At 64.0% G+C, this 14,496-nt stretch carries 14 protein-coding genes; 9 read left to right on the forward strand and 5 right to left on the reverse strand.

What is annotated here, in order from left to right:
- Positions 1-251: 251 nt before the first annotated feature.
- Positions 252-1,034 carry an AraC family transcriptional regulator gene (locus B2790_RS09160; RefSeq protein ID WP_286918674.1) on the forward strand — a complete coding sequence of 261 codons (783 nt, stop codon included), beginning with the start codon at positions 252-254 and terminating at the stop codon, positions 1,032-1,034.
- On the opposite strand, the gene B2790_RS09165 is transcribed toward B2790_RS09160, so the two are convergent.
- Positions 1,022-1,909 (reverse strand): LysR family transcriptional regulator, encoded by an 888-nt coding sequence (locus B2790_RS09165; protein ID WP_085665272.1) that lies wholly within the window; start codon positions 1,907-1,909, stop codon positions 1,022-1,024. The genes B2790_RS09160 and B2790_RS09165 overlap by 13 nt on opposite strands.
- 140 nt (positions 1,910-2,049) lie before the next feature.
- Between B2790_RS09165 and moaB the strand changes: the two genes are divergently transcribed.
- Entirely contained in the window at positions 2,050-2,589 is a 540-nt protein-coding gene (gene moaB / locus B2790_RS09170; protein ID WP_003259533.1) for a molybdenum cofactor biosynthesis protein B, read from the forward strand.
- Between the two features lie 113 nt (positions 2,590-2,702).
- Here the strand turns inward: moaB and B2790_RS09175 are convergent, their stop codons facing one another.
- Complete coding sequence (locus B2790_RS09175) at positions 2,703-3,602, reverse strand: bestrophin family protein (RefSeq protein ID WP_286918675.1); 900 nt, start codon at positions 3,600-3,602, stop codon at positions 2,703-2,705.
- A gap of 20 nt (positions 3,603-3,622) precedes the next feature.
- Complete coding sequence (gene moaA, locus B2790_RS09180; RefSeq protein ID WP_075046042.1) at positions 3,623-4,627, reverse strand: GTP 3',8-cyclase MoaA; 1,005 nt, start codon at positions 4,625-4,627, stop codon at positions 3,623-3,625.
- A 348-nt stretch (positions 4,628-4,975) separates the two neighbouring features.
- On the opposite strand from moaA, the gene B2790_RS09185 reads away from it, so the two are divergent.
- A complete protein-coding gene (locus B2790_RS09185) occupies positions 4,976-7,306 on the forward strand; it encodes an FdhF/YdeP family oxidoreductase (protein WP_286918676.1) in 2,331 nt (776 codons plus the stop codon).
- A gap of 117 nt (positions 7,307-7,423) precedes the next feature.
- Here the strand turns inward: B2790_RS09185 and B2790_RS09190 are convergent, their stop codons facing one another.
- Positions 7,424-7,885 carry an Lrp/AsnC family transcriptional regulator gene (locus tag B2790_RS09190; protein WP_039613985.1) on the reverse strand — a complete coding sequence of 154 codons (462 nt, stop codon included), beginning with the start codon at positions 7,883-7,885 and terminating at the stop codon, positions 7,424-7,426.
- A 92-nt stretch (positions 7,886-7,977) separates the two neighbouring features.
- Between B2790_RS09190 and B2790_RS09195 the strand changes: the two genes are divergently transcribed.
- Positions 7,978-9,159, forward strand: a complete 1,182-nt coding sequence (locus tag B2790_RS09195; RefSeq protein WP_085590603.1) for a trans-sulfuration enzyme family protein — start codon at positions 7,978-7,980, stop codon at positions 9,157-9,159.
- A gap of 123 nt (positions 9,160-9,282) precedes the next feature.
- Here the strand turns inward: B2790_RS09195 and B2790_RS09200 are convergent, their stop codons facing one another.
- The gene (locus B2790_RS09200; RefSeq protein WP_075046038.1) at positions 9,283-9,519 is read right to left on the reverse strand and encodes a YdcH family protein; all 237 of its coding nucleotides are present in this window, start codon (positions 9,517-9,519) and stop codon (positions 9,283-9,285) included.
- 116 nt (positions 9,520-9,635) lie between these two features.
- Between B2790_RS09200 and B2790_RS09205 the strand changes: the two genes are divergently transcribed.
- The 5 genes from B2790_RS09205 (at position 9,636) to B2790_RS09225 (ending at position 14,433) form a co-directional block, all read left to right on the forward strand.
- Positions 9,636-10,001 carry a 5-carboxymethyl-2-hydroxymuconate Delta-isomerase gene (locus B2790_RS09205; RefSeq protein ID WP_286918677.1) on the forward strand — a complete coding sequence of 122 codons (366 nt, stop codon included), beginning with the start codon at positions 9,636-9,638 and terminating at the stop codon, positions 9,999-10,001.
- 165 nt (positions 10,002-10,166) lie between these two features.
- Positions 10,167-11,804 (forward strand): phosphoethanolamine transferase, encoded by a 1,638-nt coding sequence (locus tag B2790_RS09210; RefSeq protein ID WP_286918678.1) that lies wholly within the window; start codon positions 10,167-10,169, stop codon positions 11,802-11,804.
- 270 nt (positions 11,805-12,074) lie between these two features.
- Positions 12,075-13,208, forward strand: coding sequence for a ribonuclease D (rnd, locus tag B2790_RS09215; protein ID WP_075046034.1), 1,134 nt, complete (start codon positions 12,075-12,077; stop codon positions 13,206-13,208).
- Positions 13,205-13,498, forward strand: coding sequence for a YcgL domain-containing protein (locus B2790_RS09220; RefSeq protein WP_015271354.1), 294 nt, complete (start codon positions 13,205-13,207; stop codon positions 13,496-13,498). Before rnd ends, B2790_RS09220 begins: the two co-directional genes overlap by 4 nt.
- A gap of 2 nt (positions 13,499-13,500) precedes the next feature.
- Entirely contained in the window at positions 13,501-14,433 is a 933-nt protein-coding gene (locus B2790_RS09225; protein WP_025340224.1) for a D-2-hydroxyacid dehydrogenase, read from the forward strand.
- Positions 14,434-14,496: the final 63 nt, after the last annotated feature.

Raw genomic sequence — 14,496 nt, forward strand, 5'->3', positions numbered from 1 at the left:
GTTCTTGATGGTTTTCTGCAGGGGGGATGACGAAATCGGCACAGTTGCAAAAAAGAAATGGCGGGATGGCAAGGTGGTGGATAGGCTGTAAGCCATACCGAGCAAGGGCTGTAGAGGTATGTGGGTATCGTTGGCCTCTTCGCGGGCGCGCCCGCTCCCACAGGTACAGCACAGGATTCAAAATTTGTGGGGGACCTGTGGGAGCGGGCGTGCCCGCGAAAGGGCCGGCACAGCCAACAGAGAACCGACAGATGACCGACACCCCCCTGGCAACCCTGTACCAGTCCCTCGACCAACACCGCCCCGCCAACCTCGAGGCCCTGCTCGCCGGTGTGTCCCTGCTGCTGCCGATCCTCGACGCCATCCCCAACGCCGCGATCTTCATCAAGGACCCGGCCGCCCGCTATGTGCTGGCCAACAACACCCTGGTCCAGCGCTGTGGCCTCAAGCGCCTGCAACCGCTGCTGGGCAAGACCAGCGCCGAAGTGTTCCCGGCACAGCTGGGCCCCGGCTACACCGAGCAGGACCGTCGCGTTCTCAAGGAGGGCCTGGTGCTGGAAGACCAGCTGGAGCTGCACCTATACGGCAGCCGAGAGCCTGGCTGGTGCCTTACCCACAAGCGCCCGCTGTACAACCGTGCCTGCGAGATCATTGGCCTGGTCGGCATCTCGGTCGACTTGCAATCAGCCGCCGACAGCCATCCCGCCTACCAGCGCCTGGCAGCGGTGGACGAGCATATCCGTCGGCATTTCCACCAGCCGATCAGCATGGGCGAGCTGACCCGTATCGCTGGCATTTCCGTGGCCCAGCTGGAGCGCTACTGCAAGCGGGTGTTCCACCTCACGCCACGGCAGATGATCCACAAGGCACGCCTGGAGCACGCCCACCGTTTGCTGCATTCGGAACTGCCGATCACTGAAGTGGCGATGTGCTGCGGCTATACCGACCACAGCGCCTTCAGCCGCCAGTTCAAGCAACTGACCGGCTTCACCCCGCGCCAGTACCGCCAGGCAACCAGCGTTCAGTTGGCCTGAAACAGCGCCCGCGCCTCATCGAAGCACTGCTCGGCAATTGCCGAACGCGGCTCGCTGCGGCGCAGCAGCAGGCCGACCGGGCTGTGGATGGCGGCGTCGGCCACCGGCAGGATGCGCAGGTGCTCGCTCAGGTCTTCCAGGCCGCAGCCCAGCGGCATGACCGCGCAGCACATGCCGGTGTTGATGGCCTGGATCAGCTGGAAGCTCGAGTCGCTTTCCAGTACTGCATTCGGCTCCAGGCCACGGCTGCGGAAACTCAGGTCCAGCGACTGGCGGTAGTGCATGCCCTTGCTCAGCAGGCCCAGCGGAATGTCGCCCAGCTCGTCCCAGCGCAGGGTGTCGCTGGTGAACTTGAAGTGCCGGGTATCGTGCAGCAGGCCCATGGTGGTGGTGCCAAGTTCGATCACTTCGAAGAAGCTGGTGTTGACCTGGTCCAGGTAGCAGATGCCCAGGTCGAGCTGGTTGCGGCTGAGCCCGTCGATGACCTGTTCCGAGCTGAGCGAGCTGATCTGGAAGTGCAGCTCGGGGTATTTTTCACGCAGCGGCAGCAGCAGGTGCATGGGGTTGAAGCTGGCCAGCGGCACCGTGCCAAGGCGCAGGCTGCCGACCACCTGGCCGCGGCAGCTGGCGGCCTCGGCCTGCAGGCCGTCGTGGGCGGCGAGCAGCGTACGGGCCCAGGCCAGGATGCGCTCGCCGGCCTCGGTGAAGCCTTCGAAGCGCTGGCCGCGCTTGACCAGCACCAGGTCCAGTTCGTCTTCCAGGTTGCGCAGGCGCATGGACAGCGTCGGCTGGGTGATATGGCATAGCGCCGCCGCCTGGCCGAAGTGGCGTGTCTGGTCGAGCGCGATGAGGAATTTGAGCTGCTTGATGTCCATGGAAGTGCCTGGTATCGGGTTATGCAGACCTTAACCCACGTCTGCGATAGATGTCATTGATCAGTCGGTACGCCATATCGATTGGACGCCCCCGGGCCATGCCACTAGCGTGGCGGCACTGCCACTCGAGGAGCCCCACCGTGCGCGTCCAACCCGACGCGGTCTTCGTACCGCTCAACATCGCCGTGCTGACTGTCAGCGACACCCGTACCTACGACAACGACACCTCCGGTGAGCTGCTGGCCAGCCGCTCGGTGGAGATCGGCCACCGCCTGGTGGCGCGGGCGTTGCTCAAGGACGACCTTTACAAGATCCGCGCCCAGGTCGCCACCTGGATTGCCGACGAGCAGGTGCAGGTGGTGTTGATCACCGGCGGTACCGGTTTTACCGGGCGTGACAGCACGCCGGAAGCGGTCGAGTGCCTGCTGGACAAGCGCATCGATGGCTTTGGCGAACTGTTCCGGGCCCTGTCGATTCTCGATATCGGCACCTCGACCGTGCAGAGCCGGGCGCTGGCCGGGCTGTCCAACCGCACGTTGGTGTGCTGCCTGCCGGGCTCCACCGGGGCCTGCCGTACGGCGTGGGAGGGCATCCTGGCGGAGCAGCTGGATGCGCGGCACCGGCCGTGCAACTTCGTCAAGCACCTGAAGCCGATCGAGGCCTGTGCAAGCCGGGGCTGAGTTTTCGCCTGTACCGGCCTCTTCGCGGGCTTGCCCGCTCCCACAGGTACTCCACAGGTCCCTGTGGGAGCGGGCAAGCCCGCGAAGAGGCCAGGACAGGCAACAACAATCGCTCAGCTCAATACATGGTCCACCGGCAACAACGCCGGCGGTAGCTGTTGTTCCCCCAACCCCGCCAGCACATCGCGCTCCACGGTCCGCACCATGGCATCGGTCGGCAGGTCGTTCTCATCGCGCCCGAATGGGTCTTCCAGTTCGTTGCCAATCGCGTCCAGCCCGAAGAATGTGTACCCCACGATGGTGGTGAACAGCGGCGCCAGCCAGCCCAGCGGCTCGGCCAGGGCAAACGGCAGCAGCAGGCAGAAGATGTAGATGGTGCGGTGCAGCAACAGCGTGTAGGGGAACGGCAACGGTGTGCCCTTGATCCGCTCGCAGGTGGCCTGCACTTCGGTCAGGCCCACCAGCCGCTGCTCCAGCAGGCTGTAGCGCCAGTCACTGATCTGCTGCTGTGTTGCCAGCCGCGAGCAGTGCCCGCCGATTTCGCGCAGGATGGCGTCGCACACGTTGTGCGGGCTGATCGCTTCGGGCCGGGCCAGCCAGGGCCGGGCGGCGGCCAGTTCGTCCTCGCTGCGCAGCCGTGCATTCAGCGCATGGGCAAAGCCGCACAGGCTGCGCAACAGTTCGGCACGCAGGGTTTCGTCGGTAATCACCAGGCTTTCGCGCACGAACGAACGGGTTTCGATGATCAGCTTGCCCCAGGCCTTGCGCCCCTCCCACCAGCGGTCATAGCAGGCGTTGTTGCGAAAACTCATGAAAATCGACAGCGACAGGCCCAGCAAGGTAAACGGGGTGGCGCTGACCGGGTAGAAAAACGCCGGGAAATGCCGCTCGACCAACACGATCAGCGCGGCCAGCAGGGTGACCGTCAGGCAGCGCAGGGCAATGCGTTTGACGATCGAACCCTTGAGGGTGAACAGCACACGCAGCACATCGGGGGTGGGGTGGACGATCATGGAAATCCAGAGACGGCTGCCTAGCCGCCGGTCATGTTCATGAAGCGCAGGATCTGCACGTCGCCACCGACTTCGAAATGATGGCGGTAGGGCTTGAGGTGCAGCGAGTCACGAATGGCCTTTTCCAGGCGTTCAGGGTTGCCGGGGTGGGCGCGCAGCACCTGCTTCAGGTCTACCGAGTGTTCATTGCCCAGGCACAGCAGCAGGCGGCCTTCGACGGTGAGGCGTACGCGGTTGCAGGTGGCGCAGAAGTTGTGGCTGTGTGGCGAAATGAAGCCGACCCGAGTGTTGGCGGCTTCGGCCAGGCGCCAGTAGCGGGCCGGGCCCTGGGACGACTCGGTCGATTCGACCAGGGTGAACTGCTCGGCCAGCAGCGCACGTACTTCATCGCTGGAGCAGAACGACTCGCCGCGTTCATGTTCGCTGATCACGCCCAAGGGCATTTCTTCGATGAAGGTGATGTCCAGCTCGCGGTCGATGGCAAAGCGTACCAGGTCGACCAGTTCATGATCGTTGCGGCCCTTGAGGACCACGCAGTTGAGCTTGGTGCGCTTGAAGCCGGCCTGGCGGGCGGCGTCGATGCCGGCGATGACCTGGTGCAGGTCGCCGGTGCGGGTCAGTTGCTTGAAGCGCTCGGCGTCCAGGCTGTCGAGGCTGATGTTCAGGCGCGTGACCCCGGCGTCGAACAGCGGCTGGGCCAGGCGCCCGAGTTGCGAGCCGTTGCTGGTCAGGCACAATTCGCGCAGGCCGGGTAGGGCGGCGATGCGCCCGCACAGGTCGACGATGCCCTGGCGCACCAGCGGCTCGCCGCCGGTCAGGCGGATCTTGCGGGTGCCGAGGGCGACGAAGCGCTCGGCCACCTGGAACAGTTCCTCGAGGCTGAGGATTTGCTGGCGCGGCAGGAACTGCATGTCTTCGGCCATGCAGTACACGCAACGGAAGTCGCAGCGGTCGGTGACCGACATCCGCAGGTAGTCGATTTTCCGGTTGAAGCCGTCGATCAGGGCCCGGCTGTTCTGTTCCACGTTCGCGCTCGAATGGGTAGGGACTCGATTCAAGCTATAACTTGGGCGCAGGGCCGTCAAATTGCTTTGTCCGACCGATTGATCGATGGCCTCTATCATGGCTGCAGGCCACGTATTTCAAAGTGTTGACCGCGTCGCCCAATTCGCGGGCATGCCCGCTCCCACAGGGTTACCGCTGCTCTCGGGAACTGCACTGTACCTGTGGGAGCGGGCGCGCCCGCGAAGGCCGCGGCGCGGTTCCAGCCCGTGATCGATACCACCTATCACCCCGTAAGATCTTTCGATTGGACGGCTCTACCCCACGCTCCATAGGCTGAAAAAAAGCATCGACGCGTGAGGATTCATCGCATGAGCCAGGACCAACACATCAGGGACTACAAGGGCGCCGCCGCCGGCTGGGGGGCGCTCAAGAGCGTGACCAAGAGCTGGCTGGGCAGCGACAATGCCTTCAAGAACCTGCGGGCCATGCTCAAGACCAACCAGAACGGCGGCTTCGACTGCCCAGGCTGCGCCTGGGGCGAGTCGCCGGAAAACGACATGGTCAAGTTCTGCGAGAACGGCGCCAAGGCAGTCAACTGGGAAGCTACCGGCCGCTCGGTGGACCCGGCGTTCTTCGCCAGGTACAGCGTCAGTGCGCTGGCCGAGCAGACCGACTACTGGCTGGAGTACCAGGGCCGCCTGACCCACCCGATGCGCTACGACGCGGCCACCGACCACTATGTGGAAACCAGCTGGGAAGAAGCCTTTGCGCTGGTTGCCCAACACTTGCGCGCACTCGAATCGCCCGACCAGGCCGAGTTCTACACCTCGGGCCGGGCCAGCAACGAGGCGGCGTTCCTCTACCAGCTGTTCGTCCGCGCCTACGGCACCAACAACTTCCCCGACTGCTCGAACATGTGCCATGAAGCCAGCGGCGTGGGCATGTCGGAAACCCTCGGCGTGGGCAAGGGCACCGTGGTGTTCCACGACCTGGAGCTGGCCGACGCCATCTTCGTCATCGGCCAGAACCCCGGCACCAACCACCCGCGCATGCTCGAGCCGCTGCGTGAAGCGGTGAAGCGTGGTGCCCAGGTGGTCTGCTTCAACCCGCTCAAGGAGCGCGGCCTGGAGCGCTTCCAGCACCCGCAGCACCCGTTCGAGATGCTCAGCAATGGCTCCGAACCAACCAACACGGCCTACTTCCGCCCGGCCCTGGGCGGCGACATGGCAGTGATGCGCGGCATTGCCAAGTACCTGCTGCAGTGGGAACGCGAAGCCCTGGCCAATGGCGAACCGGCGGTGTTCGACCATGCCTTCATCGCCGAGCACACCAGTGGCATCGACGCATACCTGGAAACCGTGGATGCCACGCCCTGGGCGCACATCGTCGAGCAATCGGGCCTGACCCAGGCCGAGATCGAACTGGCCGCGCGCATGTACCGCAAGGCCGAACGGGTAATCATGTGCTGGGCCATGGGCGTCACCCAGCACCGCCACTCGGTGCCGACCGTTCAGGAAATCGTCAACCTGCAGCTGCTGCGCGGTAACGTCGGCAAGCCCGGTGCCGGCCTGTCACCGGTGCGTGGCCACAGCAACGTGCAGGGCGACCGCACCATGGGCATCGACGAGAACCCCGGGGCGGCGCTGCTGGATGCCATCGAAAAACGCTTCCGGTTCCGCGTGCCGCGTGCCCACGGGCACAACGCCGTGCTGGCGATCAAGGCCATGGAAGAGGGGCGGGCCAAGGTGTTCATCGGCCTGGGTGGCAACTTTGCCCAGGCCACGCCGGATACGCCGCGCACCCATGCGGCCATGCGCAATTGCGCGCTGACCGTGCAGATTTCCACCAAGCTCAACCGCTCGCACCTGGTCACCGGCCGCGATGCGTTGATCCTGCCGTGCCTGGGCCGTACCGAAATCGACATGCAGGCCAGCGGGCCGCAAGGCGTGACGGTGGAGGACACCTTCAGCATGGTGCACATCTCCCACGGCCAGCTGCGCCCGCGCTCGCCGCACCTGCGCTCGGAGCCATGGATCATCGCCGGCATGGCCCAGGCGACCCTGGGCAAGCAGCCGATCGACTGGGAATACGCAGTTGCCGACTATGGCCGTATCCGCAGCATGATTGCCGATGTGATCCCCGGCTTTACCGATTTCAACGAGCGCCTGCAGCACCCCGGCGGCTTCCACCTGGGCAACAATGCCGCCGACCGTACCTGGCGCACGGCCACAGGCAAGGCGCGCTTCAGCCCGCACCAGCTGCCGGAGCAACTGGTGAATGCCAAGGTGCTGGCGCGCGGTGACAAGCCCGACCTGATCCTGCAGACCCTGCGCTCGCACGACCAGTACAACACCACCCTGTATGGCCTGGATGACCGTTATCGCGGGGTGTTCGGCCTGCGTGAAGTGGTGTTCGTCAACGAGGTGGACATCCGCCGGATGGGCTTCGAGCCGGGCGAGCATGTGGACCTGGTGTCGCTGTGGGAGGATGGCGTGGAGCGGCGCGTGTCAGGCTTCCGCCTGGTGGCGTATGACGTGCCCGAGGGGCAGGCGGCGGCCTATTACCCGGAGACCAACCCGCTGGTGCCGCTGGAAAGCTATGGCGAGGGGACCTATACCCCGACCTCGAAGTTCGTGGCGATCAAGGTCGAGAAAGCCAAGGCCGGGAACCGGATTGCGGCGGTGCTGGCCGCGGATTGATCGGTTGCCTGTGCTGGCCTCTTCGCGGGCTTGCCCGCTCCCACAGGGACCCCACAGTTTTCAGCACCTGTGGTACTCCTGTGGGAGCGGGCAAGCCCGCGAAGAATCCAGCACCGATCAGGAACGATGCACCGGGTAGGCCGTGGTGTACTTCATCTGCTCCATGGCAAAACTGGAAGTGATGTTCGACAGCCCGTCAGTACTGGTGATCAGCTTTTTGTAAAACCGGTCATACGCCGCAATATCCCCCACCACCACCCGCAGCATGTAATCCCAGTCCCCCGACATGCGGTAGAACTCCATCACTTCCTCGAACCCGGTCACGGTCGCGGCAAACTGCTCCAGCCAGGCGCTGTCGTGGCGCTGGGTCTTGAGCTGGACGAACACCGTCAGCCCCAACCCCAGCCGTTCCGGGTCGAGCAGGGCGACACGGCCGACAATGTAGCCGTCTTCCTCCAGGCGCTTGACCCGCTTCCAGCACGGCGTGGTAGACAGGTTTACGGCCTCGGCCAGGTCCTTGAGCGAGATCGAGGCGTCGCGCTGAAGCAGGGTGAGAATGTGCTGGTCGAAGCTATCCATATCGCGCGTGGGCCGTGGAGAAAAATATTTCACAGATTACCCCAAGGCCAGAAGATTTGGGTTGTGCGATAGTTGCAGCTTTCACTCTGCCAATGGGCCTGACCATGTCCGACAAGCCGCGCAATTTCGCCACCCGTACCATTCACGCCGGTGAGCAGTTCAGCGTCGCCGATAACGCTATTTTCCCGGCGATCGTCACCGCCAGCTCGTTCACCAAGCGCAGCCTGGACGACAAGCCGGAATACTCCTACAGCCGCGTCGGCAACCCCACCCGGCATGCCTATGAAACCTGTGTCGCCGCCTTGGAAGAGGGCGTTGGCGCGGTCGCCTGCGCCTCGGGTGTGAACGCCACCGCCACCGTGCTGGAGCTGCTGCCCAAGGATGCCCACGTGGTGGTTATGAACGGCGTGTACGGCGGCACCTTCCGCATCATGGAAGACTACCGCAGCCGCACCTCGGGCCTGACCACCACCTACGTCGACCTCAACGACCTTGAGGCGGTGGCCGCCGCCATCAAGCCGGAAACCCAGCTGATCTGGATCGAATCGCCGACCAACCCGTTGCTGCACCTGGTCGACATCAAGGCGGTGTGCGACCTGGCCAAGGCGCGGGGCATCCTCACTTGCATCGACAACACCTTCTGCTCGCCGTGGAACCAGCGCCCGATCACCCTGGGCGTGGACCTGGTGATGCACTCGGCCAGCAAGTACATCGGCGGCCACTCCGACCTCACCGGTGGCGTGGTGGTAGCTGCCAATGATGCGCTGTTGGCGCGCCTGCGCCGCATCAGCATGGCGATTGGCGCGGTGCAGGGGCCGTTCGACTGCTACCTGGCCCTGCGCGGTCTGAAGACCCTGGATGTGCGCATGGAGCGCCAGTGTGCCAATGCCCTGCAGGTGGCGCGCTTCCTCGAAAGCCACGCGCAGATCGAGCAGGTGTATTACCCGGGGCTGGAGAGCCACCCGCAGCATGAGCTGTGCAAACGGCAGATGCGCAGTGGCGGGGCGGTGGTGGCGATGAAGGTCAAGGGCGACCGCGCCGCGCTCAACCGCCTGGTGGAGGCGCTGCAGATCTTCGTGCTGGCCGACTCGCTGGGCGGGGTGGAAAGCATGATCAACCACTCCTGGAGCATGTCGCACTGCTCGCTGAGTCCGGAGCAGAAGGGCGTCATGGGGATCAGCGAGAACCTGCTGCGGTTGTCGGTGGGGATCGAGGATTACCGCGACCTGGTCGAGGACCTGGATGGGGCGTTGAAGGCTGCGGCTGGTATGTGAAGGCTGCTGGCCTCTTCGCGGGTAAACCCGCTCCCACAGGAACTCCGCTGCCTTCAGGTCTGGCGCTGTACCTGTGGGAGCGGGCTCACCCGCGAAGAGGCCGGTGGATTCAATGAATTCCTGTCAGGATTTGGGCGGATGAATGATCCGTTCGATCTTGTCCTTGATCAGCAACCGTTCCTTGCGCAGGCGGTTGACGGCTTCGTCGTTGGTGCCGTTGCCTTCGGCGGCGACCACCTCTTTGTCTTTGGCGTTGTATTCCTTGTGCAGTGAGTGCAGCGTCTGGTCCTTGTCCATGAGCGCCTGGAATGCATCAGCGGTAACGTGCAGGTCAGCGAGCAGATCATGCGGAACTGGCATTTCTTCACCTCTGTCGGGGGTTGGCGGATGGTTCTGACCTTTGAGGATAGTCGTCTTTGCGCAGGTAGGGGACTGGGGTAGGCTGTCGCATCTCCCCGTGACCCGGAACCTGCGCCATGCCTCACCTGAACCTGGAATACAGCGAAAACCTGCGCGAGCTGAACGTCGACGTCCTGCTGCTGCGCCTGAACCATGCCCTGGTCGGCAGTGGCCAGTTCGCCGACGAGGCCGACATCAAGAGCCGCGCCAAAGCCTTCAAGCACTATCGGGTGGGTACCGCGCCCGGCGAGCGTGCCTTTGCCCATGTGCGCCTGGCCATCCTCAGCGGGCGCTCACCCGAGGTGAAGACGCAACTGTCCGCCAGTCTGCTGGATGTGCTGCGTGAGGCCATCCCCGAGCAACCGGGGCTGGATATCCAGCTGTGCGTGGAAGTGCTGGACATCGACCGCGAGCCGTATGCCAAGGCACGCCTGCGAGGCTGAACAAGCGCTGAATGAACTTCTTTTAATGTAGAAAAGGCGCCTGCTCACGAATTTGTTGGCGTCTTTTTCACAAAATATTGATGGCACGCTTTCTAGAGTTCAGCCAAGTTTCCCCGGTGCCGCGCAGGCCCTCGGGCTGATAATCACTCTTGATTGCGAACACTGATGCTCAACTTCAAATCCCTGCGGACTGAATGGGTCACGCTGCTGGCCAGCCTTTACCTGCTGATCGGCTTCAATGTCTTCCTCTGGCAGCATCTTGAACAGGTCGTGCCGCCCGGTTTGCCGGGGCTTTGGCTGAGCCTGGCGTTTGCCGTGCTGATGCTGTTCGCGTTCAACCTGATCCTTACATTGTTCGCCTTCCGTTATGTATTGAAGCCAATACTTGTCGTGTTGTTCATGAGCGGCGCGGGCGTGGCTTACTTCATGAACCAGTACGGCGTACTTATTGACGCGGGCATGTTCCGCAATATCGCGGAAACCAACGTGGCGGAAGTGCGTGACCTGCTTTCGTTGAAGTTTGCCTTGTATATCCTGGGCCTCGGTGTAGTGCCTTCGGTGCTGTTGTGGAAGGCGCCGATCGCCTATCGCGCCTGGCACCGTGAACTGCTCGGCAAGCTGGTGGTTGGCGGTGCCTGCGTGGTGGCCCTGGGCTCGGTGGCACTGGTCAACTACCAAGGCCTGTCGTCGCTGTTTCGCAACCACCACGAACTGCGCCTGATGCTCACCCCCAGCAACATCGTGGGTGCCTCCATCGGTTATGTCAGCGAGCGCGTCGGTACCGCATCACGGCCCTTCCAGCATTATGGCGAAGATGCCAAGCGTGATGCTGCCTGGCAAAAGCACGAACGCAAGTCGCTGACCGTGCTGGTGGTGGGCGAAAGTGCGCGGGCAGACCACTTCGGCGTGCTTGGCTACAACCGCGATACCACACCGAACCTTGCCAGGGAACAGGGCCTGCTGGCGTTCTCCGATGTGCACTCCTGCGGCACGGAAACCGCCGTTTCGGTGCCGTGCATGTTCTCTGGCATGAAGCGCAAGGACTACGATGCCCGCGTGGCGAAGAACCGCGAAGGGTTGCTGGACATCCTCCAGCGTACCGGCCTGGCGGTGCAGTGGCGTGACAACCAGTCGGGCTGCAAGGGTACCTGCGACCGCGTGCAGTTCATCGATGTCAGCAAACTCCAGGACCCGCAGTTGTGCGCTGATGGTGAATGCCATGACCAGATCCTGCTGCAGGGCCTGGGTGAGCTGATCGACAACCTCGACAAGGACACCGTGCTGGTGCTGCACCAGATGGGCAGCCACGGGCCTGAATACTTCAAGCGCTACCCCGGCGCCGATCAGCGCTTTGCCCCGGTTTGCCAGAGCAACGCGCTGGACCAGTGCAGCGAGCAGGAAATCGTCAACGGCTACGACAACACCCTGGCCTATACCGACAAGGTGCTGGCCTCGCTGATCGACACCCTGCGCAGCAAGCAGGACAAGGTCGACACGGCGATGATCTACCTGTCCGACCATGGCGAGTCGCTGGGGGAGTACAACTTGTTCCTGCACGGCACGCCTTACGCCATCGCCCCCGAGCAGCAGAAGCACGTGCCGCTGCTGACCTGGTTCTCCGACAGCTACAAGGAGGACTTCGGCGTCGACACCGACTGCCTGGCCAAGCTCAGCGATGCACCGCTGTCGCAGGACAACCTGTTCCACTCGATGCTCGGCCTGTTGCAGGTACACACCGAGGTCTACCAGCAGTCGCTGGACATGTTCGCCAGCTGCCGGCCATGGCTGGCGGCCAAGCGCTGAGGCGAAGCGCATTCAAAAAGCGCTAGCTTGCGCGGACTGTGTGGGAGCGGGCATGCCCGCGAAGCAGGCGACGCGGTGGATGGCANNCGCCCGTGTTCGCGGGCATGCCCGCTCCCACAGGGATCGCGAAGCTTGCGGATTTTGCGCACGAGAGTTGCTGCTGCCTGAACACGCGCAACAGCACCGCTGATCGATATCAAGGATGGCCCGGGTTTCACCAGCAGTGCCCGCGCCGTATATACTGCGCGCCAATGTTAGTGGGAGAGCCTCGTGGCCATCGAAATACACTGGATCCGTGACGACCAGAGCCTGGCCGAACACTGCCGCGACTGGCATCAGCTGCCCTTTGTCGCCGTCGACACCGAATTCATGCGGGTCGACACCTTCTACCCGAAAGCCGGGCTGATCCAGATCGGCGATGGCCAGCGTGCCTTCCTGATCGACCCGTTGCTGATCGGCAACTGGCAACCCCTGGCCGAACTGCTGGATGACAGCGGCGTGGTCAAGGTGCTGCACGCCTGCAGCGAAGACCTCGAAGTGCTGCTGCGCCTGACCGGCAAGCTGCCACAGCCGCTGTTCGACACCCAACTGGCCGCCGGCTACCTGAACCTGGGCTTCTCCATGGGCTATTCGCGCCTGGTGCAGGAAGTGCTGGGGATCGACCTGCCCAAGGGCGAAACCCGTTCCGACTGGCTGCAGCGCCCGCTCTCGGAAACCCAGGTCAGCTATGCCGCCGAGGATGCCGTGCACCTGGCCGAGCTGTTCACCGTGTTGCGCCCGCGCCTGAGTGACGACAAGTACGCCTGGGTGCTGGAGGACGGCGCCGAGCTGGTGGCCGCATTGCGCCGCGAAGTCGAGCCCGAAAGCCTGTACCGCGACGTCAAGCTGGCCTGGAAGCTGGCCCCCCAGCAACTGGCAGTGCTGCGTGAGCTGTGCGCCTGGCGCGAGCGTGAAGCGCGCAACCGCGACGTGCCGCGCAACCGCATTCTCAAGGAGCACTCGCTGTGGCCCATGGCCAAGAGCCAGCCGAACAACCTGTCGGCGCTGGCCAAGATCGACGAGATGCATCCACGCACCATTCGTCAGGACGGTGAGTTCCTCATCCAGCTGATCAAGCGTGCCGCCAGCTTGCCAGCCGAGCAATGGCCACAGGCCTTGCCCGAGCCTTTGCCGATCGAGGCCAGCGGCATCCTCAAGCAGCTGCGTGCCATCGGCCAGGCCGAAGGTGAGCGCCTGGGCATTGCCCCCGAGCTGATGCTGCGCAAGAAAGCCCTGGAAGCGCTGCTCAAGAGCGGCTATCCCAATGGCCCCTATCAATTGCCCGATTCGCTGCGCGGCTGGCGCCGTGAGCGCATGGGCCAGGCCCTGCTGGACAGCCTGGCAGGCGCCGGAGAGACCCGATGAAACGCATTTGTTCTATCTACAAGAGCCCCCGCAAGAACGAAATGTACCTGTACGTGCTCAAGGCTGACGGCCTGGAGCGCGTGCCCGAAGGCCTGCTGCCGTTCTTCGGCACCCCCGTGCACGCCTTCGACCTGGTGCTTACCCCCGAGCGCAAGCTGGCCCGCGAGGATATCGCCAAGGTGCTGGAAAACCTCGACAACCAGGGTTACCACCTGCAGATGCCGCCGCCGGAAGACGACTACATCGAGCACCTGCCCGAAGAGTTGCTGCGCCGTAACGACCCTGCCTGATCATGCGAGTACTGATTGCTGAGCATGATCATGCTCGATACGCCGAGATTTTGCGTGCAGCCGCGCCAGAGCTGGAGATCCTGACCAGCGGCGACTCCGCCGAACTGGCCGGCCAGGCGCCACAGTGCCCGGTGTGGCTGGGCCAGCCGGACCTGCTGGCAAGCCTGCTGCGCCAGGGCCACAAGCCGGCCTGGATGCAGTCCACCTGGGCCGGTATCACCCCGCTGCTGGCCGAGGGCCTGCCGCGCGACTATCGCCTGACCCGCGCCGTGGGCATCTTTGGCCAGGTGATGGCTGAGTACATGCTCACCTACATGCTCGGCCATGAGCGCGAGGTGCTGTCGCGCCTGGTCAGCCAGGTCGAGCGGCGTTGGGACGATCGCCCGGGGCGTACCCTGGAAGGGCGCAAGGTGCTGATCGTCGGCACTGGCGACATTGGCCAGCGGGTGGCCGAGTTCCTGCAGGCGTTTGGCGTGGTGCTGTATGGCGTTGCCAGCAGCGCCCGCGAGCAGGCGCCGTTCGTCGAGGTAGCGGCGTTGGCCGACCTGCCGCGCATGGTTGGCCAGGTCGACTACGTGCTCAACCTGCTGCCGGATACCCCGGCCACCCACGACCTGTATGACGCGGCACTGTTCAAGTGCTTCCAGCCCACGGCGCTGTTCATCAATGCCGGGCGTGGGGCGGCGGTGGTCGACGCTGACCTGGTCGAGGCGCTGAAGGAAGGACACCTGGCGGGGGCGGTGATCGATGTCTGCCGGCAGGAGCCGTTGCCCAGGCAGCACCCGTTCTGGACGGCGTGGGGCTTGCTGCTGACCGGGCACAGCTCGGCGCCCACCTCGCCGGCGGCGATGGTGCGGTTGTTTGTCGAGAATGTGCGGGCGTACGTGGCGGGGCAGGGGTTGCGAGGTGAAGTGGACTTCGCCCGGGGCTATTGATTTTGTAGTGCCTGTACCGGCCTCTTCGCGGGCTTGCCCGCTCCCACAGGTATTGCACCGCCC

Source organism: Pseudomonas sp. UBA6753 (assembly GCF_002453565.1).
Lineage (GTDB): Bacteria > Pseudomonadota > Gammaproteobacteria > Pseudomonadales > Pseudomonadaceae > Aquipseudomonas > Aquipseudomonas putida_Z.

What these genes read in the sequence shown, in the direction of transcription:
- B2790_RS09160 (WP_286918674.1), top strand. Translation starts at nt 252, where the DNA reads ATGACCGACACCCCCCTGGCAACCCTGTACCAGTCCCTCGACCAACAC.
- B2790_RS09165 (WP_085665272.1), bottom strand. Translation starts at nt 1,909, where the DNA reads ATGGACATCAAGCAGCTCAAATTCCTCATCGCGCTCGACCAGACACGC.
- B2790_RS09175 (WP_286918675.1), bottom strand. Translation starts at nt 3,602, where the DNA reads ATGATCGTCCACCCCACCCCCGATGTGCTGCGTGTGCTGTTCACCCTC.
- B2790_RS09185 (WP_286918676.1), top strand. Translation starts at nt 4,976, where the DNA reads ATGAGCCAGGACCAACACATCAGGGACTACAAGGGCGCCGCCGCCGGC.
- B2790_RS09190 (WP_039613985.1), bottom strand. Translation starts at nt 7,885, where the DNA reads ATGGATAGCTTCGACCAGCACATTCTCACCCTGCTTCAGCGCGACGCC.
- B2790_RS09195 (WP_085590603.1), top strand. Translation starts at nt 7,978, where the DNA reads ATGGGCCTGACCATGTCCGACAAGCCGCGCAATTTCGCCACCCGTACC.
- B2790_RS09200 (WP_075046038.1), bottom strand. Translation starts at nt 9,519, where the DNA reads ATGCCAGTTCCGCATGATCTGCTCGCTGACCTGCACGTTACCGCTGAT.
- B2790_RS09205 (WP_286918677.1), top strand. Translation starts at nt 9,636, where the DNA reads ATGCCTCACCTGAACCTGGAATACAGCGAAAACCTGCGCGAGCTGAAC.
- B2790_RS09210 (WP_286918678.1), top strand. Translation starts at nt 10,167, where the DNA reads ATGCTCAACTTCAAATCCCTGCGGACTGAATGGGTCACGCTGCTGGCC.
- B2790_RS09220 (WP_015271354.1), top strand. Translation starts at nt 13,205, where the DNA reads ATGAAACGCATTTGTTCTATCTACAAGAGCCCCCGCAAGAACGAAATG.
- B2790_RS09225 (WP_025340224.1), top strand. Translation starts at nt 13,501, where the DNA reads ATGCGAGTACTGATTGCTGAGCATGATCATGCTCGATACGCCGAGATT.